17 protein-coding genes are annotated in these 19,268 nt (G+C 63.5%); 4 read left to right on the top strand and 13 right to left on the bottom strand.

All coding sequences use genetic code 11. The annotated features are described in order from the left end of the window. Positions 1-4 precede the first annotated feature (4 nt). From hutI to hutC, 11 genes are all read right to left on the bottom strand, one after another. The gene (gene hutI / locus C4K27_RS02050) at positions 5-1,210 is read right to left on the bottom strand and encodes an imidazolonepropionase (protein WP_053259337.1); all 1,206 of its coding nucleotides are present in this window, start codon (positions 1,208-1,210) and stop codon (positions 5-7) included. A gap of 16 nt (positions 1,211-1,226) precedes the next feature. Beyond that, the gene (locus tag C4K27_RS02045; RefSeq protein WP_053259336.1) at positions 1,227-2,636 is read right to left on the bottom strand and encodes an amino acid permease; all 1,410 of its coding nucleotides are present in this window, start codon (positions 2,634-2,636) and stop codon (positions 1,227-1,229) included. 155 nt (positions 2,637-2,791) lie between these two features. Continuing rightward, positions 2,792-4,324 (bottom strand): histidine ammonia-lyase, encoded by a 1,533-nt coding sequence (hutH, locus tag C4K27_RS02040; protein WP_053259335.1) that lies wholly within the window; start codon positions 4,322-4,324, stop codon positions 2,792-2,794. A 158-nt stretch (positions 4,325-4,482) separates the two neighbouring features. Next, positions 4,483-6,006, bottom strand: coding sequence for a histidine ammonia-lyase (gene hutH / locus C4K27_RS02035; RefSeq protein ID WP_053259334.1), 1,524 nt, complete (start codon positions 6,004-6,006; stop codon positions 4,483-4,485). Between the two features lie 98 nt (positions 6,007-6,104). Next, on the bottom strand, positions 6,105-6,935 hold the full coding sequence (locus C4K27_RS02030; protein WP_007925912.1) for a quaternary amine ABC transporter ATP-binding protein: 831 nt from the start codon (positions 6,933-6,935) through the stop codon (positions 6,105-6,107). Beyond that, entirely contained in the window at positions 6,932-7,783 is an 852-nt protein-coding gene (locus C4K27_RS02025; RefSeq protein WP_009046564.1) for an ABC transporter permease, read from the bottom strand. Before C4K27_RS02025 ends, C4K27_RS02030 begins: the two co-directional genes overlap by 4 nt. A gap of 71 nt (positions 7,784-7,854) precedes the next feature. Beyond that, positions 7,855-8,823 carry an ABC transporter substrate-binding protein gene (locus C4K27_RS02020; RefSeq protein ID WP_053259333.1) on the bottom strand — a complete coding sequence of 323 codons (969 nt, stop codon included), beginning with the start codon at positions 8,821-8,823 and terminating at the stop codon, positions 7,855-7,857. Positions 8,824-8,897: 74 nt separating this feature from the next. Beyond that, complete coding sequence (locus C4K27_RS02015; RefSeq protein WP_053259332.1) at positions 8,898-10,361, bottom strand: purine-cytosine permease family protein; 1,464 nt, start codon at positions 10,359-10,361, stop codon at positions 8,898-8,900. A 117-nt stretch (positions 10,362-10,478) separates the two neighbouring features. Further along, positions 10,479-12,161 (bottom strand): urocanate hydratase, encoded by a 1,683-nt coding sequence (gene hutU, locus C4K27_RS02010; protein ID WP_007925917.1) that lies wholly within the window; start codon positions 12,159-12,161, stop codon positions 10,479-10,481. 494 nt (positions 12,162-12,655) lie between these two features. Continuing rightward, complete coding sequence (locus tag C4K27_RS02005) at positions 12,656-13,228, bottom strand: HutD/Ves family protein (RefSeq protein WP_053259331.1); 573 nt, start codon at positions 13,226-13,228, stop codon at positions 12,656-12,658. A 9-nt stretch (positions 13,229-13,237) separates the two neighbouring features. Continuing rightward, positions 13,238-13,906, bottom strand: coding sequence for a histidine utilization transcriptional repressor HutC (gene hutC / locus C4K27_RS02000; protein WP_238437480.1), 669 nt, complete (start codon positions 13,904-13,906; stop codon positions 13,238-13,240). A gap of 188 nt (positions 13,907-14,094) precedes the next feature. On the opposite strand from hutC, the gene C4K27_RS01995 reads away from it, so the two are divergent. After that, on the top strand, positions 14,095-15,459 hold the full coding sequence (locus tag C4K27_RS01995; protein ID WP_053259330.1) for a formimidoylglutamate deiminase: 1,365 nt from the start codon (positions 14,095-14,097) through the stop codon (positions 15,457-15,459). A 43-nt stretch (positions 15,460-15,502) separates the two neighbouring features. On the opposite strand, the gene C4K27_RS01990 is transcribed toward C4K27_RS01995, so the two are convergent. Together C4K27_RS01990 and C4K27_RS01985 are read right to left on the bottom strand one after the other, a co-directional pair. Further along, positions 15,503-16,072 (bottom strand): lipocalin family protein, encoded by a 570-nt coding sequence (locus tag C4K27_RS01990; protein WP_007925922.1) that lies wholly within the window; start codon positions 16,070-16,072, stop codon positions 15,503-15,505. A 35-nt stretch (positions 16,073-16,107) separates the two neighbouring features. Further along, positions 16,108-16,362 carry a hypothetical protein gene (locus C4K27_RS01985; RefSeq protein WP_007925924.1) on the bottom strand — a complete coding sequence of 85 codons (255 nt, stop codon included), beginning with the start codon at positions 16,360-16,362 and terminating at the stop codon, positions 16,108-16,110. 283 nt (positions 16,363-16,645) lie between these two features. Between C4K27_RS01985 and C4K27_RS01980 the strand changes: the two genes are divergently transcribed. The 3 genes from C4K27_RS01980 (at position 16,646) to C4K27_RS01970 (ending at position 19,230) form a co-directional block, all read left to right on the top strand. Next, complete coding sequence (locus tag C4K27_RS01980) at positions 16,646-18,538, top strand: methyl-accepting chemotaxis protein (RefSeq protein WP_203031547.1); 1,893 nt, start codon at positions 16,646-16,648, stop codon at positions 18,536-18,538. A gap of 90 nt (positions 18,539-18,628) precedes the next feature. After that, the gene (locus tag C4K27_RS01975) at positions 18,629-18,901 is read left to right on the top strand and encodes a type II toxin-antitoxin system Phd/YefM family antitoxin (RefSeq protein WP_053259328.1); all 273 of its coding nucleotides are present in this window, start codon (positions 18,629-18,631) and stop codon (positions 18,899-18,901) included. Next, entirely contained in the window at positions 18,898-19,230 is a 333-nt protein-coding gene (locus tag C4K27_RS01970) for a type II toxin-antitoxin system RelE/ParE family toxin (protein ID WP_053259327.1), read from the top strand. Before C4K27_RS01975 ends, C4K27_RS01970 begins: the two co-directional genes overlap by 4 nt. Positions 19,231-19,268: the final 38 nt, after the last annotated feature.

Raw genomic sequence — 19,268 nt, 5'->3', positions numbered from 1 at the left:
TCTCCTATAAATCCACTTCAACGCCGTGGCGCACGACGCGTTTTTCCAGGTCACCGCCCAGCCAGTAGGCCAGGTCGGCGGGACGATCGATCTGCCAGGCGACGAAGTCTGCCACCTTGCCGACCTCCAGCGAACCGTGGGTCTGCTCCATGCCCAGCGCGGTGGCCGCATGCAGGGTCACACCGGCCAGGGCTTCTTCCGGGGTCATACGGAAACAGGTGCAGGCCATGTTCAGCATCAGGCGCAGGGACAGCGCCGGCGAAGTGCCGGGGTTGAGGTCGCTGGCCACGGCGATCTTCACCCCGTGCTGGCGCAGCGCGTCCATCGGCGGCAGCTGGGTTTCGCGCAGGAAATAGAACGCGCCCGGCAGCAGCACGGCGACGGTGCCGGCCTCGGCCATGGCAATGGCGTCCTCCTCGGTCATGAACTCCAGGTGGTCGGCCGACAGCGCGTGATAACGCGCCGCCAGGCTGGAGCCATGCAACGACGACAGCTGCTCGGCGTGCAGTTTCACCGGCAGGCCAAGCTTGTGCGCGGCGATGAACACCCGCTCCACCTGCTCCGGCGAGAACGCCAGGTATTCGCAGAACGCATCCACCGCGTCCACCAGGCCCTCGGCCGCCAGGGCCGGGAGCATTTCGGCGCAGATGTGCTCGATATAGTCGTCCGCACGCTCGGCGTATTCCGGCGGCAAGGCGTGGGCCGCCAGGCAGGTGCTGCGCACACTGACCGGCAGCTCGGCGCCCAGGCGCCGGATCACCCGCAGGATCTTGCGTTCGCTGGCCAGGTCCAGGCCGTAGCCGGACTTGATCTCGACGCTGGTCACGCCGTCGCGCAGCAGGCTTTTCAAGCGCTTGCGGGCGCTGTCGAACAGTTCGTCCTCGCTCGCCGCACGGGTGGCCCGCACGGTGCTGGCGATACCGCCACCGGCGGCGGCGATTTCGGCGTAGCTCACCCCTTGCAGGCGTTGCTCGAATTCACCGCTGCGGTTGCCGCCGAATACCGTGTGAGTGTGGCAGTCGATCAGGCCCGGGGTGACCCAGGCCCCCGCCAGGTCATGCAGCTCGGCATAGTTACCAGCCGGGACCTGATCACGCGGGCCGATCCACTCTATGAGCGCTCCTGACGTCACGATGGCGGCATCCTCGATGATCGAGTAAGCACCTTGCGCCATGCTTGCGACGTGACAGTGTTGCCAGAGAGTTTTCATCCGAGGACTCCGTTAGTTATCGATGGGACAAAGAAGGGTCGCGATGCACCTGGACCGCCTGACCGGCGGCCGGCTTGACCCACAACAGATAAGCGATCACCAGCAGCACGATCCACACCGCCCCCACCGCCAGCGCCGCCTGGGTTTCCGGGAAATAACCCAGCACGCCGAAGACGAACAGCATGAACACGATGGCGGCTGCCGGCGCCCAGGGCCAGAACGGCACCGGGAATTTCAGTTGGGCAACCTGCTCGGCGCTCATCGAGCGACGCATGGCCACCTGGGTGACCAGGATCATCAGCCAGACCCAGACCGTGGCGAAAGTAGCGATCGAGGCAATCAGCAGGAACACGTTTTCCGGAATCAGGTAGTTCAGCAGCACACCGCCCAGCAGCGCGGCGCCCATGACCACCACGGTCATCCACGGCACGCCGTGTTTCGACAGTTGGGCAAAGCCTTTTGGCGCCTGCCCTTGCTGGGCCAGGCCGTACATCATGCGTCCGGCGCCGAAGATGTCGCTGTTGATCGCCGACACCGCCGCCGAGATCACCACGATATTGAGGATGGTCGCCGCCGAGCCGATGCCCAGGTTGTCGAAGATCTGCACGAACGGGCTGCCCTGGCTGCCGATCTGCGGCCATGGATAGATGGCCATCAGTACGAACAGGGTCAGCACATAGAACAGCAGGATGCGCATCGGCACCGCGTTGATCGCCTTGGGGATGACCCGCTGCGGGTCCTTGGCTTCACCGGCGGTGATACCGATGATCTCGATGCCGCCAAAAGCGAACATCACCACCGCGAACGAAGCGATCAGGCCGCCGATGCCGTGGGGCATGAAGCCGCCGTGGGCCCAGAGGTTGGCCACCCCGGTGGCCTGCTCGTTGCTGGCCGAACCGATACCGAACAACATGATGCCGAAGCCGGCGAGGATCATCGCGACAATCGCGCCGACTTTCAGCAGCGACAGCCAGAACTCCATTTCGCCGAAGACCTTGACGTTGCACAGGTTGAGGCCGCCGATCAGGAACACGATGCCAAGCACCCAGACCCAGCGCGCCACTTCCGGAAACCAGAAGCCCATATAGATGCCGAAGGCCGTGACGTCGGCCAGGCAGACGATGATCATTTCAAAGGCATAGGTCCAGCCGAGGATAAAGCCCGGCAGTGGTCCCAGGTAATTGCTGGCGTAGTGGCCAAACGAGCCGGACACCGGGTTGTGCACGGCCATCTCGCCCAGCGCGCGCATCACCATGAACACCGCGGCGCCACCGATCAGGTAGGCCAGGAGGACCGCGGGACCGGCCATCTGGATGGCCGAGGCAGAACCATAGAACAGCCCGGTGCCGATCGCCGACCCCAGCGCCATGAAGCGAATATGTCGGGCGGACAGCCCGCGTTTCAATCCTTGAGCTTGCTGTTGCATTTCTCGTTCCTAATTATTTTTATCGGAGAAAACCGGAACCACCTGTAGCCGCTGCCGAGGTACGAGGCTGCTATGGGCTGCGCAGCAGCCCCCGACGGCGGTCCTGCGGACCGCTTCGCAGCTTCGTACCTCAGCAGCGGCTACGGGCATGGTCGTTACAGGCTCGGCAGCAACTTGGCCGGCAGCAGCTCGTTCAGGCAACGGGACGCCAACAGTTCGCTCGCGGCATTGATGTCCGGGGCGAAGAAGCGGTCTTTCTCGTAGAACGGCACTTTGCTACGCAGGGTGGCACGGGCTTTTTCCAGCTTGGTCGAGGTCTTCAGGCCGTCACGCAGGTCCAGGCCCTGGCAGGCCGCCAGCCATTCCACGGCGAGGATGCCACGGGTGTTTTCGGCCATTTCCCACAGGCGCTTGCCAGCGGCGGGCGCCATGGACACATGGTCTTCCTGGTTGGCGGAAGTAGGCAGGCTGTCCACCGAGTGCGGATGGGCCAGCGCCTTGTTTTCGCTGGCCAGGGCCGCGGCGGTCACCTGGGCGATCATGAAGCCGGAGTTGACCCCGCCATTGGCCACCAGGAACGGCGGCAGCTGGGACATGTGCTTGTCCATCATCAGCGAGATGCGGCGCTCGCTCAGGGAGCCGATTTCGGCGATGGCCAGGGCCATGTTGTCGGCAGCCATGGCCACCGGCTCGGCGTGGAAGTTGCCACCGGAGATCACATCGCCCTCGGCGGCGAACACCAGTGGGTTATCCGACACGGCGTTGGCTTCGACCACCAGCACCTCGGCGGCCTGGCGGAACTGGGTCAGGCAGGCGCCCATGACCTGTGGCTGGCAGCGCAGGGAGTACGGGTCCTGCACCTTGTCGCAGTTCTGGTGCGACTTGGAGACTTCGCTGCTGTCGCCCAGCAGGTCGCGGTAAGCCGCGGCGGCGTCGATCTGGCCTTTCTGGCCACGGGCGGCATGAATCCGCGCATCGAACGGCGAACGCGAGCCCAGCACCGCCTCGACGGTCAGGCCGCCGCAGGCCAGGGCGCCGGCGAACAGGTCTTCGCCTTCGAACAGGCCGCGCAGGGCAAAAGCGGTGGAAACCTGGGTGCCGTTGAGCAGCGCCAGGCCTTCCTTGGCCGCCAGGGTCATCGGCTTGAGGCCGGCCACGCTCAGGGCTTCGGTGGCGTCCAGCCATTGGCCTTTATAACGGGCCTTGCCTTCACCCAGCAGCACCAGGGACATATGGGCCAGCGGCGCGAGGTCGCCGGAAGCGCCCACCGAACCCTTGAGCGGGATATGCGGGTAGACCTCGGCGTTGACCAGGGCGATCAGCGCGTCGATCACCTGGCGGCGGATACCGGAGAAACCACGGCTCAGGCTGTTGACCTTGAGCACCATAACCAGGCGCACCAAGGCGTCGCTGATCGGCTCGCCGACACCGGCGGCATGGGACAGCACCAGGGAGCGCTGGAGGTTTTCCAGGTCTTCGCTGGCGATACGGGTCGAGGCCAGCAGGCCGAAACCGGTGTTGATGCCGTAGGCGGTGCGGTTCTCGACAAGGATCTGCTCGACACAGGCGACGCTGGCGTCGATCTGTGCCGAGGCGCTGTTATCGAGGCTGAGGGTTACCGGCTGTTGGTAGACGGCACGCAGTTGGGCCAGGGTCAGTTGGCCGGGAATCAGATTTAGCGCAGTCACATTTATGCTCCTTTTGAGAGTTTGTTATTAACTACCAGTCGCTCCGGAAGCTTCCGTTGTCCGTCGCAGCCCGCCGTTTGTGAGCGAGTGGCGCCTTGGCACGCTGGTTTTTCGTGGAAACCGTTGTCTTGGAAAATCCTGTTATTGCAGGGCGCGGTTCAGCGCACGCCCGGTAAAACCTCCTGCAGCAAGGCGGGAGCCTTGAGCAGCGCCGCCGCGCTGGCGATGTCCGGGGCCAACCAGCGGTCCTGGTCATAGGCCGGAACCCGCTGGCGCAGGAGCTTCCAGGCCGCATCTGTGCCGGCACCGAAACGCTGCTCCTTGAGAAATTCGAAGGCCTGGGCCGCCAGCAGGTATTCGATGGCGAGGATCTGGGTGCAGTTTTCCAGCGCGCGGGAAAGCTTCAGCGCGGCGTTGGTGCCCAGGCTCAGGTGGTCTTCCTGCAGGCCGGAGGTGACGTAGTTGTCGAGCACCGCCGGTTGCGCCAGCTGGCGGTTTTCCGCGCACAGCGAGGCAGCGACGTACTGGACGATCATCATCCCGGAGTTGACCCCGGGGTTGCTCACCAGGAACGCCGGCAAACCACTGACATGGGGGTTGATCAGGCGGTCCAGGCGGCGCTCGGCGATCGAGCCGATCTCGGCCATGGCGATCGCCAGCAGGTCCGCCGCCAAAGCCACCGACTGGCCGTGGGGGTTGGCCTGGGACATCACCCGGTAGTTGTCAGGAGTGCCCAGCACCATCGGGTTATCGGTGACCGAGTTGAGCTCGGTTTCGACCTGCTGCGTCGCGTGCGCCAGCTGATCGCGGGCGGCGCCGTGAACCTGCGGGATGGAACGGATGCTCAGGGCATCCTGGGTGCGGATGCCTTTGCTGGCGGCAATCACTTCGCTGCCGTCGAGCAAGGCGCGCAGGTTGATGCCGACCTGCTGCATGCCCGGGTGCGGCTTGAGCGCGATGATCTCGACGTCGAACGCGGCGATCTGCCCGCGCTGGGCCTCGAAGCTCATGGCGCCGATCACGTCGGCCCATTGCAGCAGGCGCGTGGCATCGGCCAGGGCCAGGCAACTCAGGCCGGTCATGCACGGCGTACCGTTGACCAGGCACAGACCGTCCTTGGCCCCCAGTTGCACCGGTTCCAGGCCTTCCGCCGCCAGCGCCTGCTCGGCCGACACGACCTGCCCGCGGTAGCTGACCTGGCCGACACCGAGCAAGGCGATGCTGATATGGGCCATGTGGGTCAGGTAACCCACCGACCCCTGGGACGGTACCTGCGGGGTGATACCGCGATTGAGCAGGGCCAGCAGCGCCTCGACCACGCGGCGATGCAGGCCGGACTTGCCGTGGCTGTAGTTGACGACAGCCGCGCACATGATCGCCCGGGTCTGCTCGTCGGCCAGCGGCGCACCCACGCCACAGGCATGGCTGAGCAGGGTGTTGCGCGACAGCTGGCTGAGCTGTTCGTCCTGCAGCGAAACGTTGCACAGCGCGCCAAGACCGGTGTTGATGCCATAGGCGCGTTCGCCGCTGACGACGATGCGCTGGACAATGGCCTGGGCATTCTCGATACGCGCCCAGGCCTGGGCCGACAGCTCGAGCTGCGCGCCATGCCGGGCCACGGCGACCACATCCTGCCAACGCAGCGGGGCGTCGGCGATAACGATTTTTTCAGCCTGCGACATCTTCGACCTCACGGGTACAACCTGAACATTGATGCAGCTTTACCGCCGCCTTCGCGGGCAAGCCTCGCTCCTACAGGGGAGAGGCCCGCCCCAAGCCTTTAAACCACCGCCGCGCGTCGCTGCACGAAACGGTCGACATACTCGTCCGCCGGCGAATGCAGGATCTCTTTCGGCGTGCCGACCTGGATCAGCCGGCCATCCTTGAGGATCGCGATGCGGTTGCCGATGCGCACGGCCTCGTCGAGGTCGTGGGTAATGAAGACGATGGTCTTGTGCAGGGTCTTTTGCAGCTCCAGCAGCTGGTCCTGCATCTCGGCGCGGATCAGCGGGTCGAGGGCGCTGAAGGCCTCGTCCATCAGGATGATGTCGGTGTCCGCCGCCAGGGCGCGGGCCAGGCCGACGCGCTGGCGCATGCCGCCGGACAGCTGGTGCGGGTACTTGTTCTCGTAGCCCTTGAGGCCCACGGTGTTGATCCAGTGCAGCGCGCGCTCGGTGCAGACTTCCTTGCTCTCGCCCCGCACCTTGAGGCCGTAGGCGGTGTTTTCCAGCACGGTCTTGTGTGGCAGCAGGCCGAAGCTCTGGAACACCATGCTGATCTTGTGCCGGCGAAATTCGCGCAGGGCTTCCATGTCGTATTGCAGGATGTCCACGCCATCCACCAGGATCGCGCCGCTGGTCGGGTCGATCAGGCGGTTGAAGTGGCGCACCAGGGTCGACTTGCCGGAGCCGGACAGGCCCATGATCACGAAGATCTCGCCAGTGCCGATGCTCAGCGACAGGTCGTTGACCCCGACCACGCAACCGGTCTCGGCCAGCACCTGGTCCTTGGTCTTGTTCTGGCGAATCATGTTCAGCGCGTCGGCCGAACGGTTGCCGAAAATCTTGAAGACGTTCTTGACTTCGATCTTGCTCACGATTGCATCGTTCATTTGCTCACCTCATGGCGTGGACGACCATAGGCTTGGGTAATACGGTCGATGACCACGGCCAGAATCACGATCGCCAGGCCGGCTTCCAGGCCACGGCCGACGTTGAGGGTCTGGATGCCCACCAGCACGTCTTCGCCCAGGCCACGGGCACCGATCATCGAGGCGATCACCACCATCGACAGGGCCATCATGGTGGTCTGGTTGATCCCGGCCATGATGCTCGGCAGGGCCAGCGGCAGTTGCACGCCGAACAGTTGCTGCCAGCGGTTGGCGCCGAAGGCGTTGATCGCCTCCATGACTTCGCCGTCGACCTGGCGAATGCCCAGGTCGGTCAGGCGGATCAGCGGCGGCGCGGCGTAGATCACGGTGGCGAAGATCGCCGGCACCTTGCCCAGGCCGAACAGCATCAGCACCGGGATCAGGTACACGAAGCTCGGCATGGTCTGCATGATGTCCAAGAGCGGCATCAGCACCGAACGCAGGCGATTGCTGCGCGCCGAGAGGATCCCCAGGGGAATGCCGATCAACACCGAAATGAAGGTCGCCACCAGCATCAGCGCCAGGGTCTGCATCAGCTTGTCCCACAGGCCGACCGCGCCCACCAGGAACAGCAGGCCGACGATCACCGCGGTGGTCACCAGCTTGCGGGTCGAATGCCAGGCGATGCCGCCGACGATCGCCAGCATCAGCCACCAGGGCGCCAGGCGCAGCAGGCCTTCGAGGTTGACGATGGCCCACAGCAGGGTATCGGAGATGTGGCGGAATACATCGCCGTAGTTGGTCACCAGCGAATCGACCCAACCGTTGACCCAGTCGGCGATGGAAAAGGTGAAGCTTTCAGGAAACATAGAGAGACTCTCGATCAAGTGGGTTGTGGTGAAGCTCCCGGCTACCGCTCAGGCAGCCGGGAAGGCTCTACCTACAAGGCCGCGTCGATTTTCTTGGCTGCGTCGTCGCTCACCCATGCGTGCCAGACTTCAGGATGTTCCTTGAGGAAAATTTTCGCCAGCTTCGGCGATTCGATACGTTCCTTCGCCATCCGGCCCAGATTCTGGTTGAGCAGGTCGATCGGCAGGTTGACCTTTTCCAGCACGGCCACCAGCTCAGGCGCTTCCTCGTGGAAGGTCTTGGACAGGCCGACCTTGATGGTCACGCTCTTGTCCACGCCCGGCTTTTCTTCCAGCTTCACCAGGTCGACCTGGCCCATCAGCGGGGTTGGCGACCAGTAGTAGAACAGGATCGGTTCGCCACGCTTGTAGCTCGACAGCACCGCGGCATCCAGCGCCGGGCCGGTGCCTGGGCGGAAGTTGGTGTAGCTGCTTTCCAAGCCGTAGCTTTTCAGCATCTCGCTGTTGTCCAGCTCGCAGGTCCAGCCGGCCGGGCAGTTATAGAAACGGCCCTTGCTCGGCTCTTCCGGGTCCTTGAATACGCTGGCGTACTTGCCCAAATCGGCGATGCTCTTCAGGTCCGGGGCCTTGGCTTCCAGCTTGCGCTTGGCATCGCCTTCGATCACGTAGCGCGGCACGTACCAGCCTTCGATGGCGCCCACCACCGGGGCGCCGACGCCGACCACCTTGCCGGCCTTCTCGGCCTTGTTCCAGACCTCGCTGCGACCGACCCATTCCTCGGCGAAAACCTGGATGTCATTGCTACTCAGGGCGTTCTCCATGGTGATGGAGTTGCCTGGCAGGCTGTCGGTCTTGCAGCCGTAGCCTTTTTCCAGGACCACTTGCAGCACGTCGGTCAGCAACATGCCACTTTCCCAGTTCAGGCCGGCGAATTTCACCGGTTTGCCGGACTCGCACCAGCCGGCCGCCTGGGTAGCGCCGGCGCTGGCCAGCAGGCCCATGGAAAGCAAAGTGGTCAGCAGGGTCTTATTCATTTTCATTGTGTGACGCTCCCAATCATTGAAATGGATTACGGCAGTCAAGAGGCATCCAGCCCGTCCACGTCCAATCAGGTCTAGACCGCGGTAGCGCGGCCTGCCCCACTCAGCTTTTGTTCTGTGATCGAGTCCTGCTCTACCGGCAGGATCAGGCGATCGGGTACGGCGCCATGCCATTTCTTCGCGCAGACGTAATACAGCGCCGCGGGAACCACCAGGCCGACGATCCAGGAGATATCCACGCCACCCAGGGCTTCCACCAGCGGGCCGGTGTAGAACTTGGTGGCGATGAACGGCAGCTGCACCAGCACACCGATCACATAGACGCTGATACCGAGGATGTTCCAGCGGCCGTAGCGACCGTTCGGATCGGCCAGCGCCGGCACGTCATAGTGCTCGCGGGTGATGCAGTAGTAGTCCACCAGGTTGACCGCGCTCCACGGGGTGAAGAAGGCCAGCAGGAAGAGGATGAAAGACTTGAACGCACCGAGGAACGAGTGCTGGCCGAGCAAGGCGATCAGGGTCGCAGTACCGACGATGACCAGCACGAACACCAGGCGTTGCAAGCGCGTCACTTCCAGGTGGCCACGGAAGCCACTGATGATGGTGGCGATGCACATGAAGCTGCCGTAGGAGTTCAGCGTCGAGATGGTGACCTTGCCGAAGGCGATGCTGAAGTACAGCAGCGCGGCGGTGGCACCGCTGCCACCCAGACCGACGATGTAGGCCACTTCGTGACCGGCGAACTGCCCGTCGGCCATGGCCGCGGCGAACACGCCGAGGATCATCGCCACCTGCGCGCCGATCACCGAGCCCGCGCCAGCGGCGAGGAAGGTTTTCACCGAAGAGGTCTTGCTCGGCAGGTAGCGCGAATAGTCGGCCACGTAGGGGCCGAAGGCGATCTGCCAGGACGCGGCGAGCGACACCGCGAGCAGGAAGCTGCTCCAGCTGAAGTGGCGGATTTCCAGGAGTGCGCCAATGTCGGTCTGACTCATCAGGCGACTGAACAGATAAACGAAAGCGATCACGCCAATGACGCTGGCGGCGCGACCGATGAAATGGATCACCCGGTAGCCGAGCACCGTGACCAGCACGATGACGCTGGCGAAGATCAGGATGCCGACACTGTCGCTGACCCCGAACAGCTGGCCCAGCGCCTGGCCGGAAAGCACCGTGCCGGTGGCGGTGAAGCCCAGGTACATCAGGCAGACCAGGACGATCGGAATGGCCGCGCCATAGACGCCGAACTGAACCCGACTGGAGATCATCTGCGGCAGGCCGAGCTTGGGCCCTTGCGCCGCGTGCAACGCCATCACACCGCCGCCCAGCAGTTGCCCGATGAGCAAGCCGATCAGCGACCAGAACACATCACCGCCCAGCACCACCGCCAGAGCGCCAGTAACAATGGCCGTGATCTGCAGGTTAGCCCCCAACCACAGGGTGAACTGGCTGTAGAGCTTGCCGTGGCGTTCAGCCTCGGGGATGTAGTTGATCGAGCGCCGTTCGATCAGGGGTTTGGAGCTATCGCTGGCCGTGGACATCGTTATTGTTCTCCCGGGAGATTCTTGTCATGTCAAAGCACTGCTACATGGACCGAGCCGCCGCACTGCAGCGTGCGACGGCTTCTTCCCTAATCCTGGCGGCAATCCGCCGGGAGCTTACTTGCCAGTGATCATCGGCAGGTTCAGACCCTGTTCCTTGGCGCAGTCGATGGCGATCTGGTAACCGGCATCGGCGTGACGCATGACACCGGTACCCGGGTCGTTATGCAGCACACGGGCGATACGCTCGGCCGCTTCGTCGGTACCGTCGCAGACGATCACCATCCCGGAGTGCTGGGAGAAGCCCATGCCGACGCCGCCGCCGTGGTGCAGGGAAACCCAGGTCGCGCCGCTGGCGGTGTTCAGCAGGGCGTTGAGCAGCGGCCAGTCGGACACGGCGTCGGAACCGTCCTGCATCGATTCGGTTTCGCGGTTCGGGCTGGATACCGAACCGGAGTCCAGGTGGTCGCGACCGATCACGATCGGCGCCGACAGCTCGCCGCTGCGCACCATTTCGTTGAACGCCAGGCCGAGCTTGGCGCGCAGGCCCAGGCCAACCCAGCAGATACGCGCCGGCAGGCCTTGGAAGCTGATGCGCTCGCGCGCCATGTCCAGCCAGTTGTGCAGGTGCGCGTCGTCCGGGATCAGTTCCTTGACCTTGGCGTCGGTCTTGTAGATGTCCTGCGGGTCGCCCGACAGCGCGGCCCAGCGGAACGGACCGATGCCGCGGCAGAACAGCGGACGGATATAGGCCGGTACGAAGCCTGGGAAGTCGAAGGCGTTCTCGACGCCTTCTTCCTGGGCCATCTGACGGATGTTGTTGCCGTAGTCGAAGGTCGGGATGCCCTGCTTCTGGAAGTCGAGCATGGCCTTGACGTGCACGGCCATCGATTGCTTGGCCGCCTTGACCACCGCCGCCGGCTCGGTCTTGGCGCGCTCGCGGTACTGCTCCCAGGTCCAGCCGGCTGGCAGGTAGCCGTTGAGCGGGTCGTGGGCGCTGGTCTGGTCGGTGACCATGTCCGGACGCACGCCGCGACGGACCATTTCCGGGAGGATTTCAGCCGCGTTGCCGCACAGGGCGATGGAGATCGCCTTGCCTTCGGCGGTGTACTTGGCGATACGCGCCAGGGCGTCGTCCAGGTCTTTGGCCTGCTCGTCGACATAGCGAGTCTTCAGGCGGAAATCGATGCTGGTCTGCTGGCATTCGATGTTCAGCGAGCAGGCGCCGGCCAGGGTCGCGGCCAGAGGCTGGGCGCCACCCATGCCGCCGAGGCCGGCGGTCAGGACCCAGCGGCCCTTGAGGTCATCGTTGTAGTGCTGGCGACCGGCTTCGACGAAGGTTTCGTAGGTGCCCTGGACGATGCCCTGGCTGCCGATGTAGATCCAGCTGCCGGCGGTCATCTGGCCGTACATGGCCAGGCCCTTGGCATCCAGTTCGTTGAAGTGTTCCCAGGTGGCCCAGTGCGGCACCAGGTTGGAGTTAGCGATCAGCACGCGCGGGGCGTTGCTGTGAGTCTTGAACACGCCGACCGGCTTGCCGGATTGCACCAGCAGGGTCTCGTCGTCATTCAGGTTGGTCAGGCTCTCGACGATCTTGTCGTAGCACTCCCAGTTGCGCGCGGCGCGGCCGATGCCACCGTAAACCACCAGCTCTTTCGGGTTCTCGGCGACTTCCGGGTCGAGGTTGTTCATCAACATGCGCAGCGGCGCTTCTGTCAGCCAGCTCTTGGCGGTCAGCTTGTTGCCGCGGGCAGCGCGAATTTCGACGTTCCGGTATTTCGTAGGTTTATTCTCAGTCACGAAAAAACTCCTCAGCGATCAATCCAAACCAACCCAGGCAGTGGGCGAGCGTGCCTGCGCGCAGGGCGCTGCGCAGCAAGCGAATCAGGGGACGCTGCGAAGAGTCTTCAGTGACTCATACGCATACGTCTTTACTTGTACATACAAGCATATGCAATCGATCGGCCAACTCGTTGAATGAGCCCTCAAGAAAATCGTGAAACCGGTGAAGAGGCCCTTGGATCAAGGGTTTCAGCGTCGATTATTTTTTCGCGGGGATTATGGCTAGAGGCGGGAGAGCTGTTACTTCGCCAGGGCTTTGCGCCACACTGGGGCGTTCGGTAACAAATTGGTGCGCGAGGGAAACAACATCAGGGAGGGAGAGAAACAGGGGGCTTTGTAGCCGCTGCCGAAGGCTGCGATCGACTCCGAAGGAGACGCGCTCTTGCAGGCCGGAAGGCTCTTCGAGTCGAGCGCGACCCCGGCCTATCGCAGCCTGCGGCAGCGGCTACAGGTCAGATGGCTGTCAGTTCGATCACGCAGCAAGCGCCGCTGACGGTGACTTCCCGCAGGCCGGGGTTACCGAGCAGTTGCAGGCAGTCATGGCGCTCAAGCAAGGCGGCGACACCGCCACCCAGGTCGGCGCGCATTTCCTCGGCCACGCTGAATACCAGCACCGTGCCGGCCTGGGTGAAGAAGCGCTGGCCACCCTGCAGCCATTGCAAGCGAGCGCTGTAGCGGTCCGGCGCGTAGATCAGATTGAAGTCGCGAATCGGCCCGTCGATCAGGGTGCACGCGACCTGGCTGGCGCCACTGAAGGCAAAGGGGTCCAGCGGTAACAGTGCGCGGGTGTCCTCGCCGTCCACCGTCAGGGTCATGCCCGCGCCTTGCAGCACGGTGATGATCCGCTGGTAGCCGGCGAAGCTGGAAAAGCCGCCGGACTCGCCGATATCAGCGATCGACAGCCGCCAGCCGAAACCTTCCAGGCCGACGCCGGCGTCCCGGGTGATCTCTTCGGTACTGCCGCCAGCGTTCTTCCATGGCATGCGCGGGTAGTTGGCCGCGCGCAAAACGTTCAGCTGAGTCATTTATGCCCCTTACTTATGAAACCGCCCTTCCAGGCTGTGACGAGAACCCGGGTGGATCAGGCGCGCGGCGGTCACCGGCTGGCGGCCGGACCAGGTCCGGCGACGAATCAGCAGGCACGGCTCGCCGCGCTCGATCTGCAGCAACTTGCATTCTTCCGGCTCGGCCAGAATCGCCTCGACCACGTGCTCGCCCTCGGTCAGCGGCGCGACCTGGTTCAGGTAGGCGTAGGGGGTCTGCAAGGTGAAATCCTGCTTGAGGTAATCCGGCGCCACCAGCGCGTTGACGAAACGGTCCTCGATCTGCACCGGGATATCGTTCTCGAAGTGCACGATCAGCGAGTGGAAGACCCTCTGCCCTTCGCGCATTTCCAGGGCCACGGCGCGCTCGGAACCGGCCGCCTCTTCACCCAGGGTAATGACTTTGCAAGTGTGGCGATGACCGCGCGAGGCGATCTCGTCGGCGATGTTGTGCACCTCGAACAAGGCCGACTGACTCTTGGGTTCGGCGACGAAAGTCCCCACGCCCTGCATGCGTACCAGCAGGCCTTCGGCGGTCATCTCGCGCAGGGCGCGGTTGATGGTCATGCGACTGAAACCCAGCTGGCTGACCAGCTCGCTTTCCGAGGGCACGCGGTAGTGCGGCGGCCAGTTTCCACTCTCGATCTGCTGGGTGATCATCTGCTTGACGCGGGCGTACAGGGGCGCCGGACTATCGCCCAGATGGGCGGCCAGCGGGGAGTTGGCGGGCGGAGTCGGCACGGGAAATCCTTGTTGGCTGAAGAAAGAGGCTAGCTTGCCGGAGTTTACCGAGCAGGCAAACGTCTGTATATGTATATACAAATAACACACGACGGGGTGCTTGAACCATGTCCGCCTTCTTTGCCGAACGCGCACTGCTGCCTAACGGATGGGCCAACAACGTACGTCTCGAGGTCAGCGCCGACGGCCTGTTGACCCACATCCAGGCCGATGCCAGCGCAGAAGGCGCCGAGCGGCTACAAGGCCCGCTGCTGCCGGGCATGCCCAACCTGCACTCCCATGCGTTCCAGCGGGCGATGGCCGGGCTGGCGGAAGTGGCCGGCAACCCCAACGACAGCTTCTGGACCTGGCGCGACCTGATGTATCGCCTGGTGGGCAAGATCAGCCCGGACCAGCTGGGCATCATCGCCCGTCAGCTGTACATCGAAATGCTCAAGGCCGGTTACACCTCGGTCGCCGAATTCCACTATGTGCATCACGACACCAACGGCCAGCCCTACGCCGACCCGGCCGAGCTGTCCCTGCGCATCAGCCAGGCCGCCAGCGCCGCCGGCATCGGCCTGACCCTGCTGCCAGTGCTGTACAGCCACTCCGGTTTCGGCGGCCAGGCGCCCAACGAAGGCCAGCGCCGCTTCATCAACAGCACGGAAAACTACCTCAAGCTGCAAAGCCGCCTGCAACCGCTGCTGGCCCGGCAACCGGCCCAGCAGCTGGGGCTGTGCTTCCACTCGTTGCGCGCGGTCACCCCGCAGCAGATCAGCGAGGTGCTGGACGCCAGCGACAAGCAGTGCCCGGTGCATATTCACATTGCCGAACAGCAGAAGGAAGTCGACGACTGCCTGACCTGGAGCGGGCGTCGGCCGCTGCAATGGCTGTATGAAAACACCGCGGTCGATCAGCGCTGGTGCCTGGTCCATGCCACCCACGCGAATGCCGAAGAAGTCAGCCTCATGGCGCAAAGCCGAGCGATTGCCGGCCTGTGCCTGACCACCGAAGCCAACCTCGGCGACGGGATTTTCCCGGCGGTGGATTTTCTCGCCCAGGGCGGCCGCATGGGCATCGGTTCCGACAGCCATGTGTCGCTGAGCGTGGTGGAAGAATTGCGCTGGGCGGAATACGGCCAGCGCTTGCGCGATCAACGCCGCAACCGCCTGTATCGCAACGACCAGCCGATGGTTGGCCGGACCCTGTACGACGCCGCGCTGGACGGCGGCGCCCAGGCCCTGGGGCAGCCGATCGGCGCCCTGGAAGTGGGCAAGCGTGCCGACTGGCTGGTGCTCGACGGCAGCGATCCTTACCTGGCCACCGCCGAGGGCGACGGCATTCTCAACCGCTGGCTGTTCGCCGGCGGCGATCGCCAGGTGCGCGATGTGCTGGTCAACGGTCAGTGGGTCGTGCGCGACGGACGTCACGCAGGCGAAGAAGAAAGTAATCGGGCCTTTACCCAGGTGCTGCGCGACCTGCTCGGCTGAAGCCCGTCACCGCGGGAGCCAGCACGCTGGCTCCCGCATGGATTCACTTCGAGGTCTTGGCCATCGCCTTGTCCGACACTCGCCAGATCAGGCGGGTGGTGTCATAACCCTGCTGGCGCGCCCTGCTCAGCAGGTCCTCGCGAACCGCCTCGCTGACATTCGGCCGGCGCGACAACAGCCACAGGTATCGACGATCCGGGTTGCCGACAATGGCGGTCTTGTAGTCGTCGCTCACATACAGCACCCAGTAGTCGCCCTTGGCCAGGCCCGGGATCAACCGGGAAAACCAGGTATCGAACTCGACCCACAGCTTGTCGGTTTTGTCCGGCGCCTGCGGCGTTGCCGTGCCCCGCACCTCTTCCCATTGCCAGTTGGCGGTCAGGCAGCGGTTGAGTACCGCCATATTACCTTCGGGCAACAGGGTGTAGCGGGCTTCGGATTGCGCGCAGTTACGTTGGAAATACATCGGCAAACGCGCCAACTCGTACCAGGTCCCTTGGTAACGCTTGAGATCGACGTGATTCGCGGTCTTGGGCGCCAGTGAATCGTCCCGGGAAGTGGCGCAGCCGGCCAACAACAGGCCGGCCAGAAGAGTGACTAGCAAACGCATCATTATTTTTCTCCCGTGGGCACGTGGCCCCGGTTTTTTTACTTCAGGCCTTGCCCGGAAAACATCAGCACTTTGTCACCGGCGTACTGCACGCTGATAAAGCTGTTCTTGTCACCCCAGGTGCAGCTGGACATGCCCAGCGCGCCGGAACAATCGGTTGGTTTGCCCAGCAGTTTTTCAACTTCGGCCTTGGGCATGCCGGCCGACAGCTTGGAATAGTTTTCCTGATTGATCTTGCCGCATGCAGCCAACAGCACGCAGAACGACAACAGAGCGAGAGAACGCAGGGACATGGTGAAACTCCTGGGCGAACGGGGGGATGGCATGCTGCCAACCAGAAGCTTAGAAGAGAAAAGCCCCATCTGGTTCCCCAGCCAGACGCCTATTTATTGTGACGCAGCGCCCAGCATTTCCTCCGGAATCAACCACTTTGCGGGGGCAAAACGCATTTCGTCGGGCAGACGTCGGCGTGCCTCATTTTTCATGATGGCCAGTCGACATAAAAGCAGCGCAAAAGCTGCCGTTATGGCAAATTGACGCCCCCTCGCTGACCACCCTTTCGCGGTAGTTCACCTAATGACCAGAAACATGAAATTCAGCCATAAGATCCTGCTTGCCGCCGCTCTTGTGGTCGCCGTTGCGTTCGCCTGTTTTATCCTGTTCAACGACTATCGACAGCGCGAGGCCCTGCACAGCAGCAACGAGTCCTCCATGCAGGAACTCGGCAGCCTGACCAGCAGCAACATCCAGACCTGGCTGGAAAGCCGCATCCAGTTGCTGCACACCCTGGCCCAGCAGATCGCCGTGGACGGCAGCGGCGCCGACGGCCTGAAACGCAGCGTCGGCCTCCCCGCCTATGCCAGCAACTTCCAGCTCAGCTACTTCGGCGGCCAGGACGGCGCGATGTTCTCGGTCCCGGCGGGCAACCGCGCGCCCGACTACGACCCGCGTGCCCGTGGCTGGTACAAGGCGGCCAACTCGGCCCAGCAGACCATCGTCACCGAACCCTACATCGCCGCCTCTTCCGGCAAGCTGGTGATCACCGTCGCCACCCCGGTGCAGCACCAGGGCAGCTTCATCGGCGTCGCCGGGGCCGATATCGACCTGTCCAACGTCAGCGCCATCATCAACTCGCTGAATTTCGGCGGCCATGGCCAGGCGTTCATCGTCAGCGCCGGCGGCAAGATCCTGATCCACCCGGACAGCAAGCTGGTGCTCAAGAACCTCAGCGACGCCTACCCCAATGGCGCCCCGCAGGTCGGCCCGGGCCTGAAGGAAGTCGAGCTGGGCGGCAAGACCCAGCTCATCTCCTTCACCCGCGTCAACGGCGTGCCGGCGGCGGACTGGTACGTGGCGCTGGTGCTGGACAAGGACACCGCGTTCTCGATGCTCAGCGAGTTCCGCACCTCGGCGATCATCGCCATGCTGATTGCCGTAGTGATCATCATCAGCCTGCTGGGCATGCTGATCCGCGTGCTGATGCAGCCGCTGCACCTGATGGGCCGCGCCATGCACGACATCGCCGAGGGCGAAGGCGACCTGACCAAGCGCCTGACCATCCATGGCCACGACGAGTTCGGCACCCTGGGCGTGTCGTTCAACCGTTTCGTCGAACGGGTTCACGGTTCGATCCGCGAAGTCGCTTCGGCCACCGGCCAGGTCAACGAAGTCGCCCTGCGGGTGGTCAGCGCCTCGAACTCGTCGATGTTCAACTCCGGCCAGCAGGCCTCGCGCACCAGCAGCGTTGCCGCGGCCATTAACCAGCTCGGCGCCGCCGCCCAGGAAATCGCCCAGAACGCCGCCCTGGCGTCGCAGCACTCCAGCGATGCGCGCAACCTGGCTGGCGAAGGCCAGGCCGTGGTCGACCAGACCATCGCCGCCATGCAGCAACTGTCGGCGAAGATCAGCGACTCCTGCGGCCATATCGAAACCTTGAACAGCAACACGGTGAACATCGGGCAGATCCTCGAAGTCATCACCAGCATCTCCCAGCAGACCAACCTGCTGGCCCTCAACGCCGCCATCGAAGCCGCCCGCGCCGGGGAGGCCGGCCGTGGTTTCGCGGTGGTCGCCGATGAGGTGCGCAACCTCGCCCACCGCACCCAGGACTCGGCGCAGCAAGTGCAGAAGATGATCGAGGAACTGCAGGTCGGCGCCCGCCAGGCGGTGGACACCATGACCGAAAGCCAGCGCGAGAGCGCAAGCAGCGTCGGCATCGCCAACCAGGCCGGCCAGCACCTGGGCAGCGTGACCCAGCGCATCGGCGAGATCGACGGCATGAACCAGTCCGTGGCCACCGCCACCGAGGAGCAGACCGCCGTGGTGGAGTCGATCAACGTCGACATCACCGAGATCAACACCCTCAACCAGGAAGGCGTGGAAAACCTGCAGGCGACCCTGCGCGCCTGCGCCGACCTGGAGCAGCAAGCGGCGCGGTTGCAGCAGTTGGTGGGCAGTTTCCGAATTTAACGATCAGCAACACTCAACTCGTCTGGCGCGGCGCACATAGGACTGAATAAAGACTAAACTCAGTCCTGCTTCCCCAGACGAGATGCTCCCATGAAGCTTTCTTCTCAGATCAAACCGATCAGTTACCTGAAAAGCCATACCGCCGAGATCGTCAAAACCATCACCGAAAGCCGTGAGCCCATGGTCATTACCCAGAACGGCGAGGCAAAACTGGTGGTCATGGATGTGAAAAGCTTCGAGCAGCAGGAAGAAACCATGGCGCTGCTGAAGATCCTCGCCCTCGGTAATCGTGAGATCGATGAAGGCCAATTCCGCGATGCCCAGGACGTGTTCGACAAACTGGACCAGGCCGACCAACCGTGACATTCAAGGTAGTGCTTCTGCATTCGGCGGAAACCGACCTCATCGAGTTGCGTACCTACCTCACCCAGCGGTTCTCCACCGCTACCTGGCACAACAGCTACAGCAGCCTAAAACAAGCCATTCGCCAACTGGCCACCCTGCCCTACGCCGGGGCGATTCCCGCAGAACTCGAACAACTGCATGTCGGCCACTACCGACAGATACTCTCGGGGATGAATCGAATCATCTATGAAGTACGAGACGCTACCATCTACATCCATGTCATCGCCGATACCCGCCAAGACCTGCAAACCATGCTGATGAAGCGGCTGCTGCGAGTCAGGCGCTAAGTATTCATGGGTCCTGAAGCCCTATCGCGGGCAATCGA

It is taken from the genome of Pseudomonas chlororaphis subsp. chlororaphis (assembly GCF_003945765.1).
Classification (GTDB): domain Bacteria; phylum Pseudomonadota; class Gammaproteobacteria; order Pseudomonadales; family Pseudomonadaceae; genus Aquipseudomonas; species Aquipseudomonas chlororaphis.
This window is presented reverse-complemented; position numbering and strand designations above follow the sequence as displayed.

Excerpts from the sequence above, each read along its gene's own strand:
- hutI (WP_053259337.1), bottom strand. The coding sequence starts at position 1,210 with ATGAAAACTCTCTGGCAACACTGTCACGTCGCAAGCATGGCGCAAGGT.
- C4K27_RS02045 (WP_053259336.1), bottom strand. The coding sequence starts at position 2,636 with ATGCAACAGCAAGCTCAAGGATTGAAACGCGGGCTGTCCGCCCGACAT.
- hutH (WP_053259334.1), bottom strand. The coding sequence starts at position 6,006 with ATGTCGCAGGCTGAAAAAATCGTTATCGCCGACGCCCCGCTGCGTTGG.
- C4K27_RS02030 (WP_007925912.1), bottom strand. The coding sequence starts at position 6,935 with ATGAACGATGCAATCGTGAGCAAGATCGAAGTCAAGAACGTCTTCAAG.
- C4K27_RS02025 (WP_009046564.1), bottom strand. The coding sequence starts at position 7,783 with ATGTTTCCTGAAAGCTTCACCTTTTCCATCGCCGACTGGGTCAACGGT.
- C4K27_RS02020 (WP_053259333.1), bottom strand. The coding sequence starts at position 8,823 with ATGAAAATGAATAAGACCCTGCTGACCACTTTGCTTTCCATGGGCCTG.
- C4K27_RS02015 (WP_053259332.1), bottom strand. The coding sequence starts at position 10,361 with ATGTCCACGGCCAGCGATAGCTCCAAACCCCTGATCGAACGGCGCTCG.
- C4K27_RS02005 (WP_053259331.1), bottom strand. The coding sequence starts at position 13,228 with ATGACTCAGCTGAACGTTTTGCGCGCGGCCAACTACCCGCGCATGCCA.
- hutC (WP_238437480.1), bottom strand. The coding sequence starts at position 13,906 with ATGATCACCCAGCAGATCGAGAGTGGAAACTGGCCGCCGCACTACCGC.
- C4K27_RS01995 (WP_053259330.1), top strand. The coding sequence starts at position 14,095 with ATGTCCGCCTTCTTTGCCGAACGCGCACTGCTGCCTAACGGATGGGCC.
- C4K27_RS01990 (WP_007925922.1), bottom strand. The coding sequence starts at position 16,072 with ATGATGCGTTTGCTAGTCACTCTTCTGGCCGGCCTGTTGTTGGCCGGC.
- C4K27_RS01985 (WP_007925924.1), bottom strand. The coding sequence starts at position 16,362 with ATGTCCCTGCGTTCTCTCGCTCTGTTGTCGTTCTGCGTGCTGTTGGCT.
- C4K27_RS01980 (WP_203031547.1), top strand. The coding sequence starts at position 16,646 with ATGACCAGAAACATGAAATTCAGCCATAAGATCCTGCTTGCCGCCGCT.
- C4K27_RS01975 (WP_053259328.1), top strand. The coding sequence starts at position 18,629 with ATGAAGCTTTCTTCTCAGATCAAACCGATCAGTTACCTGAAAAGCCAT.